We start from the raw sequence: 15512 nt of genomic DNA on the forward strand, positions 1-15512 counted from the left end.
GTTGGACCACTATAAAACTGTAGCTAGCGCGTTTGCCATGCCTGTCCCTGCCGGGCCAGTTGCACCAGGAGATGCAACACCATCGTTAGTCACGAGTCAGGAGACTCGCGGCAGCAATAATTTGCTTAGCTGATACTATAAAACAAAACATCCTGCCACACCTGACTGAGCCAGGGGATAGATAGCAGGACGTTTTTATATACTTTTAAATTAGTGTAGTAACTGTATAATCAATAGCGTTTACTTAAAAAATGGAGATTCTATAATCTTTCAGTTTTTTATCCAGGGCCTTAGAGTCGCCGCAAACCTTGTCAAGCAGTTTCCAGAAGCGGGGGCCGTGGTTCTTCTCTACCGTATGTGCCAGTTCGTGTAGAATCACGTAATCGCAGAGAGACTCAGGCAGGCGCATCAGGTGCAGGTTCAGGTTAATGTTGTCCGTGTGAGAACAGCTGCCCCACCGGCTTTTGGCATTCTTGATGAATACATTCTGGTACTTAAACCCGAACCGCTCAGCAAAGAAAGCAACACGCTGTGGCAGGTATTCTTTTGCCTCTTTGCGATAAGCTTCTTCTACCGATTTACGAATAAACTTCTGCACATCCGGCTCACTTACATCTTTAAAAACAGGATAAAACACATTGATGTACCCGTTCTCTATCACGCAGCGCATATTATACTGAGCATGAGTAAGCAACCGTAGTGTATGAAATCTTGTTTTAAATTCAGTGTCAGCATCGTATACCGTTAATTTGGTTTCCTGCTGCTGCATTCGGCTCTGATGCTCCTTAATCCAGTCGGCTTTGGTATAGATAAGCTGCTCTGCCTTATCAAAACTGATGTGCGGAGGAACAGCCACTCTGATACCTTTCAGAGGCCTGACACTGATGCTGATGCGCTTGGCTTTATCGCTGCGCTCAATCAAGACTTTCCCAATTCCATCAATATGAACATTGACAGATGAGAGTTTTAAAAAAGTTGTAGGCACTTTGGCTAAAAGTTAAAGTACAAAATCTTTGTGTCAAATATAGATAATTATTGCGTTAGCAATCCAATATATAGCAGCGTTTTTTCTTTTTTTATTTAAATATATGTATTTGAATTGTACTATATTTTCGGTGTTTTTATGGGTTTAAGTATGTTGCGGAGCAATTACAGAAGCCTGTAGTAAGGTAAATAAAAGACAAAAAAAATGCCTGCCGTTATTACGCGGCAGGCATTTTTTTTGTATTAGTTTTTTAAACAGTTAGCGTATGTTGCCACCAGTTGTCATGTCGTCGTGGCTGTTTTTATGAACGCGGCTGCTATCGGTAGTATAAGAACGCAATGTTGGCTCTTTGTTAGCCGCACCTGTGCCGGCAGTTTCCGGATCTGTGTTTTGTCCTTTACTGTTTTGCTTACCAGTTGTTTTGTTTTCAGCGTTCTCGTCTTTCTTTTTATCTGGTTTCATAGGTATAGTAGTTTAAGTTTACAATTCTGTATGCCTGTCTACTTCTACGGTATCGCCGGAACGGTCGCTGTATTTTGGGGTACCAAATGATGAATCTGCGTTATGAGGTGCGTTGTTATGTGCTGCTTGGCGCTGTTGCTCCTGGTGCATCTGGTCCCATTCTTTAAATCGGTCCAGCTCTGTTTTTATACTGGTCATAAACCAGGCAAGCAAACTGGCATCATCCAGCAAACCTATCACAGGTATAAAATCAGGGATGACATCAATAGGAGTGATAAAGTATATGATTACGGCTACACCGCCTATCAACGTAGTGGTCGGAATACCTTTATACTCGCCGGCAACCGCTGACTTTATCATACGAGATAGTAGCTGAAGGTTTTCCCAGGCTTCGGCGGCCAGGGTGCCTACACTCTTTTTAGCCGTAGCTTTTTTGAAGGCATCGTTCAGTAGCTTTGTTACTTCTGCAGGGTGCTTCAGGTATCTTTCGGCTTTTGCCAGGAGCGTCTTAAAAAAAGAGCTTTGTGAAATGTTTTTACCGTCGGGTGCCTGGTTATTCATGAGTTTTGGGTTGTTTGTGTTAAGTAATTAGCTGATTTATACTTGCCGGTATTTGGGTGCAAAGTTGGCTAAAGTAATGCTAACCTTCCTATACTTTAGAGATATAAAATTGTTGTAAATCCCCGGAAATAAAAAAGCCTTGCAGGTGGCTGCAAGGCTTGCTATAGAATTTAATCTTATACTTAATTTACACGGCCGCCGGCATAGTAGGTTCTGCTATAAAATTTCTCTTTTAATGAGCTTACCATAACACCGCCATTTGTGGCAGAATGGATAAACTTACCGTTTTTCAGGTAAATGCCTACATGGAAGATGGGCTGCTTTGGGCCACGCTTAAAGAAAACAAGGTCGCCGGTGCGGAGGTTGCCTTTTTTTATACGCTTCACATCCTGGTACATAGAGTGCGAGCTGCGGCTTAACCTGATGCCATATACTTCGCGGTAAATGCTTGTAACAAAGCCAGAGCAATCAGTGCCTCTCTTAGATCCGCTGCCATAGCGGTAAGGCGTGCCTAGCCAGCCAGCTACAGTTTCTACCAGGTTCTTGTTTTTACTGGTGGCAAACTGCATACGCAGTTTTTTAGAGTAAAATGCTTCTGACTCTGGTTTAGGGGCAGGTGCTGGTTCTGGCTCTGGCTCCGGAAGCTTAACCAGTGGGTCTTTGGCAATAAGAGCAGAAGTAAGATCTTCACCGGAATTTATGGCGTAAGGTGTGATGTCTGCAACAGGCTCAGGCAGATTTGCCGACTCTGCTGGCGTTACTTCGTAAAAGTAAGACAGGATAAGCGAAAAGGCCGCCAGGATACATAAAATAAAGGTCTTTCTCATAGGGTTTGGCTAGTTAAATCCTGCACTGTGCAGGCAAACAGTTTCACCATATTTAAGCAGCAGCTTTTGCACTGAAATTGGCTTTTAATTATAAAGTTGCCAATTGTATTCTGCTGCTGCGGGCAAAAATAAGTACAATTATTTTAACAGCCAAACCCGATGATTATTGCATTCGCTTATAAATTAGATACTTTCACCCAGCTTTTTATACCCTTAGCCCCGCTGGATATAAGTATAGTTTTGATTGATATTGGAAAAGGTATAAAATATTTTTTTGTAGAGTGGATTATAAAATTGTAGAAAAATCTCCGTTTGCCCGGATTGCCCGCATGGTTTTAAAGAGCCGAAACGTTGCCATGGTACTGGGCAAAAGTATACACCTTAGCGGCGTAGACCGCGAAACTTTTTTAGAGGATAAGGGCTGGGTAGAGCATGAACTGTGCCATATCAGGCAGTTTCAGGAGCATGGGTATGTACGGTTTTTGTGGCTATACCTGAAGGAGAGCTACAGGGTAGGGTATTATAACAATAAGTATGAAGTAGAGGCCCGTGAAGCCGGGAACAAACACAAGCGCCACCAAATGGCTGCCAAAAAAGAAGCCGGCGAAGTAAAACCCTCTGGCTTACCGCTACCGGCTGATGTTAAGAAGAAAGTATAAACTGGTAAGAGTTGCCTTTACTTTATACCTGCGCCGCCTAAAATCTCAAGTACCTGGCCTTTCTGCGGCGGGCCGGCAAGTATAGGCATTGCCTGTGCGATCAGTTCTCTTACACCTGCTACTTTTAGTGAGTTGTCATGGTCTTCTTTGCTATCCCAAGCCTCTGTTACCCAAACAGCATTATTATCATCCTTGTCTATACTTACCAGGTATAGTTGGCAACCCTTAGCTGTTGATACCAGTTTAGCTGCCTCTAAAAGTATAGCTGCTAATTTATCTCTGTTGCCTTCTGTGGCACTAAGTTTTCCATGTAAGCCGTAGCGGGTGGTCATGTTGGTAGTTGGTTTGTGGTTAAGGGTATTAGTTTCATGTTTAACTTGCTGGTATGCCAAGCCAATGCTTTTATTCTCTACTGCCGTGGTTGAGTTGATCTTTTCTGCCGCTTTGGGAGAGCAGGCACCTAAAGCTCCAAATAGTAGAACTACTAAAATTTTCTTAGCTTCCATTTATTCTATTAATTACTGAATGCCCCTAACGGACTGGTGTGGACGTAGTGCAAGGCGTCAGCCGAAGCATAGAGTACACACCTGGTTACCTAATTTTATTTTTAGTTTTTGATCATGTAAATGCCGCCATAACTGTACTCTCCTTTCGGGAGCCTGCCTAAAAAACCAGCAAAAAACTTATTAAGGGTAAACTCTTTATCAAGCGACTCCAAAATCTTTCTTACACTTATAATCTCAGGTAAGCTTCCATCTTGGTATCTCTCACTTTCAGGCTCCCAATAGGAATACAGGCGATATACTTCATTCTTCCCAATTTCAAAAACGTAGGTTGTTCCGTCAAGTCCCTGAGGATAGTTCTGTATTTCTTCAGAGTCAGGCAAGGTCTCAATGTTAAACGCTTTGAGTGTGTCCATGAGCGATAAAACCTTTTGGCCTGGAATCTTAATTTTGTGTACAAGCAATTCACTCTTTGGTTTTCTCTTGCTCCCAAAATGCTTGGTCGCAAAATTCACTATTTGTCCGTCATAAGTAGAATCGTTGTATTGTACTAGCTCCACTACCTGGTAGTCTCTCCAAATCCGATAAGCTTTTTGATATTCAGCGGTATCTAATTTAGCCATCCCCAATTCCTTTACATCTTTATCACGAATGGACTTCCAATAGGATTGAGTTTCGGTTAGCTGTCCGAATGCAGAGCAACTTATGAGAAGGCTAAGTATAAGGAGTAGCAATTTCATGACTTATAATTTTAGGTAACTACCAAATAAACAAGATCTCACGCTTATGAGCACTATATGCGTAAAGCATCCACTTTAAATTTTAAGCGGCTCTCATAAATATAGCTGTTAATCTAATTCAAGAGTTTTGTGCAGGAAGAGGGAAACTCAAGAATAAACTTACTAACTCTAATTCTTGCTGCACTACCGCTTGTTGCTTCCAGTGGCTTGCCATATATACTCCCCTGCTAAGGCTTTTAATAAGACGAAGGTGTTTATTGATTAACTTCCTCAGCTATAAGAACAAGAGTTTTATTATACTTTTCAATCACACTATCATACTTAGCCATAATTTCATTCAGACTAGCAGAATGCCTCAGGTTATTTTGTATTTGTGGCTCACGAAGCACATGCTCCCAATTTCCGTTATTGTTCTTATCCTGGATTAAGAAAGTATTTATGGCTGGCTCCAGCTTTTCCCTTTTATAGTCGTTCATGTCTGCGTTCAGAAGGTTCAGCCAGGGAATGTCTTCCTGATAGAGCTCCAGAATGTTGTTCAGCAACTTTTTGTTTTCAATAATACCCAGTTTACCAGATGCTTTTAGACCTTCGTACCTACTGTTGTTCGAATTAAAATGAGTAGTGTTATACATAACCCACTTGTATTGCTTTAAACTATCTTGCTGCAGAGGCGACCCATAAGCAACATTGTAAAAATAATCGAACCCCTTTTTTACGTTTCTATAGGTTTTAACATCACCTCCCAACTCCGTCAGGTCCTTTTGCATATCTATTTGCAGGCCTATCAGAAATTCTCTCTCCTCCTGTTTTACATGGTTATGTTCACTCCAATTATGCAGCCACAGCGATAGTGTTATAGCAAAAACGATAATCCCGATTTCAATTAAAGTCTCTTTAAGCTTGTGCTTCCAGCCGGTTTGAGGATTTTTCATTATGTTATAAACTGCTTTGGTGTGTTTTACAACTTCTAATTCAGCCATAGTTTTATTTTATAAAACAAATATATTGTTTTACAGATATTATTTATGAATTCAGATCAATGAAATAAATACATGTAAGGCTGAAAAAAGAGAGATTAAAATATAGCTGGGCTGCTTTCTTAATGGTGAGAAGAGACATCAAAGTAATTAAGATAAGAGCCGGAGGTACTTAAAGTCCTTTCTCTATTGTAAGCACATTTTTGCCAAAGCCTACAACTATAAGTATAGCCAGAACAGTTGCTGGTAGATGTAGGCACCCACCAAAGACGGTTTAACCTAACGCCCCTTGATATGGCTTGTAGCGGTATTCGAAGCACTTTCCTGATCGCTTGAAACGAAATGGGCTAAGAGTTTAAAACATTGAATTTAGCATTTCATCCGCTATATGTTATATGCAATGTTAGGCATAGCTTTTTTCTGTTACAGCAATTAATCCTGGTTGCTCTTTTACAAAAAATTTGACGTAAATCAATACTAAAACAGGAACTAGTATCAATCCACTAACAAAATTTAAAAGCGAAGTCCAATCTGTCAATTCATTTCCGCCTTTTGAAATGAGCACTAATTTGCCCAATGGGCCATTTGAAAATATCGTATTGTAAATAAAATTCCAACCCAGATGAAGTCCGAAAGGTAACATGATGGATTTGGTTTTCGAAAAAGCCCAAGCCCAAGCATAACCCATTAATCCAGTTCCGATAAAAACCAAAACCATAGCCATTATATTACCTAAAACTCCGTAAGAGAACCAATGGTAAATTCCGAACGAAATTGCGGAAATCAAAATACTTTTCCTTGAGCCTATTCTTTGGATGAGAATAAATAATAAAGCTCCTCGAAAAATAAATTCCTCTGTCAAAACAGATCTAATATCCCACCAAAATGATTTTAGAACAATTTTGCCCGTGACATTTTCATTCAATATCCAAACCGACGATTTTAGATATGCTTCTAAATATTGGACAAGAACACAGAGTATTGCAGTAATTAAAAATCCGATTAAGAATTGTTTTAATCTTTTGGCTGCTGGAAGAAGCCCTAATGCTAAAATATTCTTCTTTTCAATTAAATATAAAAGCAACCACGAAATAGCAATTGCGAATAGAACTCCTATCATTTAGTTGATTGGTTTTAAATTATGCCTTAACTCCCAGCTAAACGAAAACATATGCTTATCTGCACTATAGGTGAAGGTAGTGTTATTGATTGTCCATGTGCTGTTATGATAGAACAGCTAAGGTAGACAATATATAAACTATAAGATATAAATCTATAAAGTCAGGGGTTTTAGTTGCAGGTAAAGCTTTAGAGCAATGGCTGGTGCCGAAATTTGAGGAATGATGTGACCGCACTCTTAGGTAAAGTATAAAGCCTGAATGAGCTGCGTTATAACGAGAGTATATGCGTTTATATTCGGGTACATTAAAGTATAAAAGCACCTGCCAACTAAATGACAGGTGCTTTTATACTTTAATCTATAGTTTGCCGGGTTATGCTTCGCGCCACTTAATGGTGCAGCCTATGGCTTTGGTGTTGGGCTGGCTCACTGTCTTGCCGGCTACCAACTCATTAAGAGCGGCTTCGGCGTATTTTTTTTGTACCTCGTCTGGCTCGCGGCTGTTGTCGTCTATAGTACCAATGTAAGCTACTTTATACTTGCCGTCTTTCTGTTTCTGCACAATGTAGAGGTGCGGTGTGCGGGTTGCGCCGTAAGTTTTGGTAATCTCCTGGGTTTCGTCGTGCAGGTACGCAAACGGGAAGTTCTTTTCTTTGGCGCGCTGCTGCATATGAGCATAAGAGTCTTTCGGAGATACGCTTACATCGTTCGGGTTAATGGCAATAACCGGGTAGCCTTTAGGTGCATACTTTTTGTGCAGGGCAATTATGCGGTCTTCGTAAGCTACAGAGTAAGGGCAGGTGTTGCAGGTAAAGGTAACTATAAAGCCTTTCGCATCCTTATAGCTGGCCATCGATACCATTTTGCCATCCACGTTCTTCAGTTTAAAGTCGCGGGCTGTGTCGCCAACCTGGTAGCCGTTGTTATCAGCCGGAGTTGCAGCAAGCAAAATGCCCAGCACCAGCAGGCAGAAAGTGTACATCAGGGGTAAGATCGGTTTTTTCATAGAAGTATAGGTTATGGTTTAAATTGCTTTACTAAGGCTTGCAGCTCGTCCTCTTTCAGCTCTTTCTCTACAAAGTGGTATTGCTTGCGCTTGTTGTTAAAAAGTATAGTTGCCGGTATGGCGCCACTCCATTTCGGTTCCAGTTTATCTATCCAGGTATTGGCATCGGCTTCATCCAGCAGCCATACATCTGAGGCTATTTTGCGGCGCTGCATAAATGTTTTTACCTTTTGCAGGTCCTGTGCTGCATCCATGCTTACCAGTATAACGCGTACCGGCTGGCCCTTATACTGATTGTTTACAGCTTCAAAATAGGGCATTTCTTTTATGCAGGGGCCGCACCAGGTTGCCCAGAAGTTTACTACATACAACGTGTCGGAAGAGGAATTGCGAAGCTGCTGCAGTTTATCGAATTTAACCACATTTACGTCCTGCGCCTGCGCGGTAAAACCTGCCAGCAAAAGTATAAAGCTAATGCGGATACTAAAGATCAGTTTCATAAGTATACAACGTGATTTGCTATACTGTATTACAATCATAAAGTTAAACTGATAACCTGGAAATCAAAGGTATAACTATAGGTTTTAGACGAACAGACTATGGGAAGGTATGAATCTGCTTTAAACTTAGATGTAGTGAATCAGAAAGCCTGAGATACAGGTAGGTATAAAAAAAGAAAGGCTCCTCGTTACAAGGAGCCTTTCTCTTATGATAAGTTTATAATAAACTTTTCAACTTTTAGCCATACCCTTTTACGGGAGGGTTTATGCAATGGTTACACTACTTTAGAAAAAAAATAAATCTTTTTTCGTGATGTGGTTAAGCTGCTATAGTCAGATGAAATAAGAGACTATAGATGAGTATCCTTAGAATGTAATAGGTTTTAACCTAAGCAGGTAGAGCTCGTTAAGTAGGAAGTATAAACCAACTGAAAACACACAACACTATGGCAAACAAACTGCAAGGAAAAAAGATAGCGATACTGGTAGAAGAAGGCTTTGAGCAGGAAGAACTGACACGCCCGATGCAGGCTTTAAAAGAAGAAGGAGCTGAAGCCCACATTATCTCACCGAACAAGAACAGCGAAATAAAAGCCTGGGCACACACCGACTGGGGTGATAAATTTAAAGTAGATAAAAACCTGAACGAAGTAAATGCGGATAACTATGATGGCCTGCTACTGCCCGGTGGTGTTATGAACCCAGATAAATTGCGCAGTAACAAAGAGGCTGTAAACTTTGTAGGTAAATTTATGGAAACAGGTAAGCCGGTAGCTGCCATTTGCCACGCCCCCTGGACGCTGATAGAAACCGGTAAAGTAAAAGGCCGAAAAATGACAAGCTACCACACGCTGCAAACAGACCTGAAAAATGCCGGAGCCAATTGGGTAGACGAAGAAGTGGTAGTAGACCAGGGCTTAGTTACCAGCCGTAAGCCGGATGATATTCCTGCTTTTACTAAAAAGATGATAGAAGAATTTGCAGAAGGCAAGAACAACAAACGCTAGCTAAATCAACTATAAAAAAGCCGCGACAGCCAGCCTGCCGCGGCTTATACTTTTAAGGTATCAGGTTATAAAGTATAGCTGCTTGGCCTTCCAGCAGTGTTGCCAACACTATATCTAACACCAGCAGGAAAAAGCCTTGAAGCACTATAGATTGCCCCCAGCCTTTTAGCTGCTCTATTTTAGGAGATAATTTGGAACGCTCCTGCAGCCATATACCTATGAACAGGTAAGCCACATCCAGACCAATATTCAGGTATAGTATCTTTTTGTACCAGTCGTGTTGAATTATACTTTCCGTCAGATTTTGGGTAGCGGGGGTTTGGGTAAGCAGCGAATATAAAGCCACAGATGCAATAATCATGTTCACGATATTCCAGTAGATGTTCATCTGGAAGAAGAAACGTTTATTGCGGGTGGCCTTCATCAGCTTAAAGCTCCCGATAATAATGTTCAGCAGCGCCCAGCTCCCCAGCACGATCATGCCAATTCTCATGATCTCGTTTTGGCGCAGGTTAAACGTTGCCAGCGTGTTTGTTTGTGCACTTGCCGCTACAGACAATAGCATAAACAACAGCAGGCAAAGGTACTTTCTCATAATAAAAAGGTTGGTTACTGTAGCTCTAAACGCAGCCACCTGTTTTTTAGCATATATCTGGTTATAAGCTGATGGTGTAAGGGCAGGCTAATCCATCCAGTGGGTTAAAGATTGGTACGTCTGGCTACCAGGTCTATCCCGATATTTACATCCGGGTAAATGGTCTGGTTGCCCAGTGATTTATCGGCACGGTAAACCAGGTTCCACTTAGTGCGGTCTATGTTAAAGTTGGCTTTGGCTGTAAGCATATCATCCTGCCAGGCTATTTTAGCTGGAAAACGTATGCTGCGGGTTTTATCTTTTATGGTCAGGTTGCCGGTAAGCAGGTGGGTGGCTCCTTTTACAAGTAGTTTTTTATCCTGAGCAGGAACTGGCCCGGATTGTTTGCGCCTGGTGCTGTCGTAAGGGCTGATGCTGGTAAGTATAAAAGTGGCGGTAGGGTAACGCGCTACATCAAAGAAGTCGGAAGAGCGCAAGTGCGTGGTTAATTTTTTATTGCCAGCTTCGTCCAGGTTTTTGTCGTCAGAGCGGGTGGCAGGCATATGAAACTCTACGTTGCCACCAGTTAATTTGCCGTTATCTAAATGGAGGTTGCCGTTACTGATCTTAAAAATGCCATTGTGCCTTCCTGTTATTTTAGCTCCTATCCAGGTAACCTTCGTTTTAGCTGTATCAATGGTGTATAAGTCTGAAACAGGTGCAAGCGATTTATGTAAAATAGGTGCACCAATTTCGGCTTCCTCGGTTTTCACTGTTGTATCACAGGCAATAAGGGGCAGTACCAGAAGTATAACTGGCGTAAGTATAGTACTAAGGTGCTGCTTACTACTCACTGCTCTTTATTTTTAAAATCCGATACCCACGTATAGCTGGGCTACATTGTTTTTTACGTCTTCCCCGATAGTTAGTCCTGTGTCTCCTTCATCTAATAAGCCGGCAAAGCCTAAATTATAGCGGGCTCCTAACCTGAACATACGGAAACGGGCTTCAACACCGGCGGCTACACCATAATCAAATGTGTTCAGGTCCTCCATGTTAATTTCTTTGTCATCCTGCTTGGCAGCTACCATTATGCTCATCTGCGGACCTGCGTGTATACTGAAGTTATCTGAGAAGTTAAATACAGCCAGCAAAGGGAGCTCCAGGTAATCAAATCGGTTCTCTACATCAGTCTCAAATCCTTTACGGGAATACAGGCCTTCTAATTGCAGAGAGAAAGACTCGCTTATACCAAATTGTGCATAAATGCCCGCATGGAAGTTGGTATGTGAAATGGCATCTAATGCATCGGCATCATCACCATAAACATTGGCAAAGTTTACGCCGCCTTTTATACCAAAGCCTGCATTAGGAGCATCAATGCCACTTAATAGGTTATGGTTTTTCTGAAGGGTGGTTGGTCCTTGTAAATCTTCGGGCTCCTGCTCCTGGGCAAAACAAACCAGGCTGAGTAGCAGCATAGTAGCCGAAAGTAGATATTTTTTCATAGTGATAAAGTTGTTTACCGGGGCCGTTTGCTGGTATAAAAGAGGCTTCCTTCTATAGTATACTATAATGTCTATGTATAAAGTTGCAGTAGCCTCACGATACTGTTTTGTTTGAGCAGTTTCAGAGATTTTAAAGCGAGGCCAATGTGTAAAAGCTGTTTATGAATTACTAACTGCTCTTGATAAAATATTTAGTAAGATTTATACTTTACAGCTTTAAGATAGGATTATATGATACTTTTACAAGTTGCTTGACCTAAAATGCACAGCAAATGGTGGATAACTTTGTTGATTCAACACACTTATCCACATTTACCCACATCACAAAAGGCCAGTTTTAAAGTAATTAAGGCGCTGCTAAAAACTTATACACCATGTTGGCCGCAGCTACTAAGCGCTTTAGTTTTTGCACACTTTCCGGAAGTATAAGGCAATAAAGTAAAACCTGCGGTGGCATAATGTTGTTACCTTTGTGCTATGCTAAAAATTGCCTGGTCACGGATGTTTGCGCACGCCCTGCCTGAAGGTCATCGTTTCCCGATGGCTAAGTACGACCTGTTGCCCGAGCAGCTGCTTTATGAAGGCACTATAACCGAAGCTAATTTATTTGCCCCGGCTCCACTACCAGAGCGTTTTATTCTGGATACCCACGATTCTGACTACTGGCATCGCCTGCGGCACTTGCAGCTTACTTCATCCGAGATCCGCAAGACAGGCTTTCCGCTTTCTGATGAACTGGTAGATCGCGAGGTGGTAATTATGAACGGAACAGTACAGGCGGCTTTGTTTGCGCTGGAATTTGGCATCGGGATGAACATAGCTGGTGGCACCCACCACGCTTTTACTGACCGCGGTGAAGGCTTTTGCCTGCTAAACGATATTGCCATTGCCGCCAATTACCTGCTCAACTATAAAGGCATAAGCAAAATACTGGTTGTGGATCTGGATGTGCATCAGGGCAATGGCACTGCACAAATATTTGCCACCGAGCCACGGGTGTTTACCTTCAGCATGCATTGCGGGCATAATTATCCGTTTCATAAAGAGCAATCAGACCTGGATATTCCTCTTGCCGAAAACACCGGAGATGCTTCATACCTGCACCAGTTACAGGCTATACTTCCACGTCTTTTAGATGAAGTGCAGCCGGAGTTCGTGTTTTTCCAGTCGGGGGTGGATGTGCTGGCAACAGATAAGCTCGGGAAGCTGGGAATGACTATAGCCGGATGCAAAGAGCGTGATCGTACTGTATTAGAGTTGTGCAAGCGTCATAGTTTGCCGGTAGCGGTAAGTATGGGTGGCGGCTATTCTAAGCAGATCGCTCACATTGTGGAGGCTCATGCCAATACCTTCAGGTTAGCACAGCAGTTGTGGTTTTAATAGTAACTATTACTATTATCCCGAGCGAAGCCGAGAAATCTTATAGGTCCTATAGTCGAGGCTATACTTGTTCAATCCTAGCGATCCTTCTATAGCCTCTTCCAATCCTGGGAGCTCTACTTGCCTATTGTTTTATCTCTGGCTTTGGTGCCCTCACGGCCTAGAGGCCCCGTCTTCGGGCATCGCGCTGCTGATTTGAAGCTACCCTCGCTGTGCTCGTGTTGCCTGGCGGCACCGCAACAAATCAAAGGCGCTCAACCCAAAGACTGCGATCATTTCGATAGCTATAGTTCTTATAGTTTGAGATGCTATAGTTGCATAGCTTTCTCGTGGTGGTAGGTTCGTAGGGACAGGTCGCGACCTGTCCGCTCACAGGCTGTACAATGAAACTATAGCTTCAACTATAGCAGTTACAGAACTGTCCCCTTGAGGGGACTACAGGGGTGTTAACACGGCAACTATAAAATTATACATGTAACTATAGCAGTAGCGGAAAAACTCCTCGCCTTAGACAAGGAGGGGTTGGGGTGGTTGGAACACGGAAACTATAAGGCTGCGCAGGCTTCGAAATATAAAGGCTATAAAACCACTGACCTAATGCCTCTTCCCAAGCTTGTCATCTTCATCAATTGTCTTTTGTCCGGGGATGATCAAACGCAGAATCAGGTAAATAACAGGCGCGAGAGCCAATATCAGTAACACCATCAAAATTACCTTCAGTGCCTTTACAAAAACAGAAATGATAATGGACGATATAATGATGGAGATAATGAAAAGTACCCAGAAGTTTATAGTTTGGCGGCTCATAGTGTTGTATGCATTTGTCAGGTTATACTGCAGTTTCAGGATAAGGATTTGTGTAACACCAATTGCCACCTGAAAGCCCACATCCAGCGCAGACTATAGTTGGTGATTCCTGCCTGCGTTACCAGTTGCGCTAGCTCGTTTCTTTTAAAAGCCCGCCATACTGAAAGGGGCGCATCGTTCTGTACCAGGTAAGACCCCGAAAACAGCTTGGTGATGTACTTGATAGAATAGTAGGCAAACCAGTGCCGGTGCAGGTCGTTAATAATTACAGCCACCCGGGCCTGCCGGTGCAGTTGGCTGAAAAGTGCAACAAGCTGCTCGTCTGTAAAATGGTGGCAAAACAGGCTGCAAACAATAATGTCATATTCCTGGCGGGCGAAGGCTTCGGAAAAAACATTATGCTGGGTTATGGTTATGTTGTTATAATTCTGGCAATGCTGCCGGGCATATTGTACCATAAAATCGTTGGCATCTATACCTGTTAGCTGTGCATTTATACTTCTGCGCCGGGCCCAGTTGGCTATAGTTGTTAAGGTGTCGCCACCGCCACAGCCGATGTCGGCTATGGTTACAGACTCGTTTTTATAGTTTATAGTTAGCTTATCCAGCGCATCCAGTACCACCTTGTGCCCGCCCAGCCAGTTGTTTATAACTTCCAGTTCACGTAGGTTTTTCCGTAGTTCGTCCCCGGCTAGAGTCAGGTCGTCCATCAGTTCGGGTTGGTTACTCCGCAGCGCCAGCATAATGTACTTTTAGTAACATCGATTCTAAGGTAAGGCCGGGGCCAAAGGCGAAGCTCAACACAGGCTCGTCTTTCTCTTTGCTGGTCAGGTTATCCATCAGCGCCTTTAACACAAACAATACCGTAGCCGACGACATATTCCCAAAATCGCGGAGCACCTGGTAGGCATAGCGGTTATCGTCACGAGTCATACCCAATTCCTGCTCTATCACTTCTAATATGCGGCGTCCGCCAGGGTGTATGGCGTATAGTTTTATCTCTGCTAATGTTGTTTTCAGGCCCTGCAGCAGGCGGTCGGTCAGCTGTTTTATACCTGATTTAATAAGGTCAGGCACGTACGATGAAAGTGTCATTTCAAACCCGGTATCACCTATATGCCAGGCCATGTCGCGCTTGCCAGCAGGGGCCAGATCGCAGTGGAAAGATTGCAGCTCCAGGCTCATCTCACTGCATGGTTTCCCCTGCATTAGCACAGCTGCGGCACCATCGCCAAACAAAGCATTCGATACCAGGTGGTCTTCTTCAGGATTATTCTGAAAATGGATGGTGCAGAGTTCTGTACAAACCAGCAGTACATTCGCATCAGGAGCAGCTTTACAGATAGCATCGGCCAGTTTTATGGCATTAAAGGCAGCATAGCACCCCATAAAGTTAACCGCAGTCCGTTGCACGGTAGCAGGCAGATTTAGTCGCTCAACCAGCTCAATATCCAGACCAGGGGCATACATGCCGGTGCAGCTAACGGTTATCAGGTGTGTGATCTCGGTCAGGTTTATACCTGGAGTTTGTTTCAGGCAATTGCGCACTGCCTGCTCCGATAGGTCCACTGCGTGTCGTTTGTACACATCCATACGCTGCTGCACCGTCGGGAAAGGTTCCAGGTTAGGTGTGTTAGGATAAAAGGTGAAATCGCCGTTCTCACGGATATAGTCAGGCAATACACTGTAGCGTTGCCCGATACCTGATACACGATAAAGCGCCCTGAGCCTGCGGGTGTTCTGTTCGTCGAACTGCAGCGCGCGTGCCATAAAATCTGCTACTTGCATCTGCGGTATTTTATGAGGCGGGTTGGCCGTGCCGATGGCGCAGATGTAGCTCTTCATGGAGATAGTGTTTAGGTTGTCGTGTATCGAATTTGGTTAGGTGGCTACAGA

At 43.1% G+C, this 15512-nt stretch carries 19 protein-coding genes; 3 read left to right on the top strand and 16 right to left on the bottom strand.

The genetic code is table 11. From position 1 onward, the window contains the following. Positions 1-244: 244 nt before the first annotated feature. The 4 genes from MJ612_RS11900 to MJ612_RS11915 all read right to left on the bottom strand — a co-directional run bounded on the left by MJ612_RS11900 (position 245) and on the right by MJ612_RS11915 (position 2835). Entirely contained in the window at positions 245-985 is a 741-nt protein-coding gene (locus MJ612_RS11900; protein ID WP_187031914.1) for a M48 family metallopeptidase, read from the bottom strand. 258 nt (positions 986-1243) lie between these two features. Next, positions 1244-1447 (bottom strand): hypothetical protein, encoded by a 204-nt coding sequence (locus MJ612_RS11905; protein ID WP_187031913.1) that lies wholly within the window; start codon positions 1445-1447, stop codon positions 1244-1246. An 18-nt stretch (positions 1448-1465) separates the two neighbouring features. Beyond that, on the bottom strand, positions 1466-2008 hold the full coding sequence (locus MJ612_RS11910) for a YkvA family protein (protein ID WP_187031911.1): 543 nt from the start codon (positions 2006-2008) through the stop codon (positions 1466-1468). 182 nt (positions 2009-2190) lie between these two features. Beyond that, on the bottom strand, positions 2191-2835 hold the full coding sequence (locus MJ612_RS11915; RefSeq protein WP_187031909.1) for a C40 family peptidase: 645 nt from the start codon (positions 2833-2835) through the stop codon (positions 2191-2193). 281 nt (positions 2836-3116) lie between these two features. On the opposite strand from MJ612_RS11915, the gene MJ612_RS11920 reads away from it, so the two are divergent. After that, positions 3117-3494 (top strand): hypothetical protein, encoded by a 378-nt coding sequence (locus MJ612_RS11920; RefSeq protein ID WP_187031907.1) that lies wholly within the window; start codon positions 3117-3119, stop codon positions 3492-3494. A 17-nt stretch (positions 3495-3511) separates the two neighbouring features. Here the strand turns inward: MJ612_RS11920 and MJ612_RS11925 are convergent, their stop codons facing one another. The 6 genes from MJ612_RS11925 to MJ612_RS11950 form a co-directional block, all read right to left on the bottom strand. After that, on the bottom strand, positions 3512-4000 hold the full coding sequence (locus MJ612_RS11925) for a putative quinol monooxygenase (RefSeq protein WP_250419170.1): 489 nt from the start codon (positions 3998-4000) through the stop codon (positions 3512-3514). Between the two features lie 101 nt (positions 4001-4101). Further along, a complete protein-coding gene (locus tag MJ612_RS11930) occupies positions 4102-4737 on the bottom strand; it encodes a hypothetical protein (protein WP_187031905.1) in 636 nt (211 codons plus the stop codon). A gap of 254 nt (positions 4738-4991) precedes the next feature. Then, positions 4992-5717: a hypothetical protein gene (locus MJ612_RS11935; RefSeq protein ID WP_187031903.1), complete on the bottom strand. Its 726-nt coding sequence runs from the start codon at positions 5715-5717 to the stop codon at positions 4992-4994. Between the two features lie 400 nt (positions 5718-6117). Then, entirely contained in the window at positions 6118-6834 is a 717-nt protein-coding gene (locus MJ612_RS11940) for a CPBP family intramembrane glutamic endopeptidase (RefSeq protein WP_187031901.1), read from the bottom strand. Positions 6835-7207: 373 nt separating this feature from the next. Then, positions 7208-7840, bottom strand: coding sequence for a thioredoxin family protein (locus tag MJ612_RS11945; protein ID WP_187031899.1), 633 nt, complete (start codon positions 7838-7840; stop codon positions 7208-7210). 11 nt (positions 7841-7851) lie between these two features. Further along, a complete protein-coding gene (locus tag MJ612_RS11950; RefSeq protein ID WP_187031898.1) occupies positions 7852-8340 on the bottom strand; it encodes a TlpA family protein disulfide reductase in 489 nt (162 codons plus the stop codon). Between the two features lie 446 nt (positions 8341-8786). On the opposite strand from MJ612_RS11950, the gene MJ612_RS11955 reads away from it, so the two are divergent. After that, a complete protein-coding gene (locus tag MJ612_RS11955) occupies positions 8787-9347 on the top strand; it encodes a type 1 glutamine amidotransferase domain-containing protein (protein ID WP_187031896.1) in 561 nt (186 codons plus the stop codon). 52 nt (positions 9348-9399) lie between these two features. On the opposite strand, the gene MJ612_RS11960 is transcribed toward MJ612_RS11955, so the two are convergent. From MJ612_RS11960 to MJ612_RS11970, 3 genes are all read right to left on the bottom strand, one after another. Beyond that, positions 9400-9942: a DUF6992 family protein gene (locus MJ612_RS11960; protein ID WP_250419171.1), complete on the bottom strand. Its 543-nt coding sequence runs from the start codon at positions 9940-9942 to the stop codon at positions 9400-9402. A 104-nt stretch (positions 9943-10046) separates the two neighbouring features. Then, positions 10047-10775: a YceI family protein gene (locus tag MJ612_RS11965; protein ID WP_187031894.1), complete on the bottom strand. Its 729-nt coding sequence runs from the start codon at positions 10773-10775 to the stop codon at positions 10047-10049. A gap of 12 nt (positions 10776-10787) precedes the next feature. Further along, positions 10788-11429 (bottom strand): porin family protein, encoded by a 642-nt coding sequence (locus MJ612_RS11970; RefSeq protein ID WP_187031892.1) that lies wholly within the window; start codon positions 11427-11429, stop codon positions 10788-10790. Positions 11430-11906: 477 nt separating this feature from the next. Here MJ612_RS11970 and MJ612_RS11975 point away from each other — a divergent pair, with 477 nt between their 5' ends. Next, positions 11907-12809 (top strand): histone deacetylase family protein, encoded by a 903-nt coding sequence (locus MJ612_RS11975; RefSeq protein WP_187031890.1) that lies wholly within the window; start codon positions 11907-11909, stop codon positions 12807-12809. A gap of 594 nt (positions 12810-13403) precedes the next feature. Here the strand turns inward: MJ612_RS11975 and MJ612_RS11980 are convergent. Genes MJ612_RS11980 through MJ612_RS11990 form a run of 3 tightly spaced genes read right to left on the bottom strand, consistent with a single transcriptional unit; the run spans position 13404 to position 15461 of the window. Then, entirely contained in the window at positions 13404-13616 is a 213-nt protein-coding gene (locus MJ612_RS11980; protein WP_187031888.1) for a hypothetical protein, read from the bottom strand. Positions 13617-13651: 35 nt separating this feature from the next. Further along, a complete protein-coding gene (locus tag MJ612_RS11985; protein ID WP_187031886.1) occupies positions 13652-14359 on the bottom strand; it encodes a methyltransferase domain-containing protein in 708 nt (235 codons plus the stop codon). Further along, positions 14340-15461, bottom strand: coding sequence for a type III polyketide synthase (locus MJ612_RS11990; protein ID WP_187031884.1), 1122 nt, complete (start codon positions 15459-15461; stop codon positions 14340-14342). Before MJ612_RS11990 ends, MJ612_RS11985 begins: the two co-directional genes overlap by 20 nt. Between the last annotated feature and the right edge of the window lie 51 nt (positions 15462-15512).

It is taken from the genome of Pontibacter deserti, from assembly GCF_023630255.1.
In the GTDB taxonomy this organism is placed as follows: Bacteria; Bacteroidota; Bacteroidia; order Cytophagales; family Hymenobacteraceae; genus Pontibacter; species Pontibacter deserti.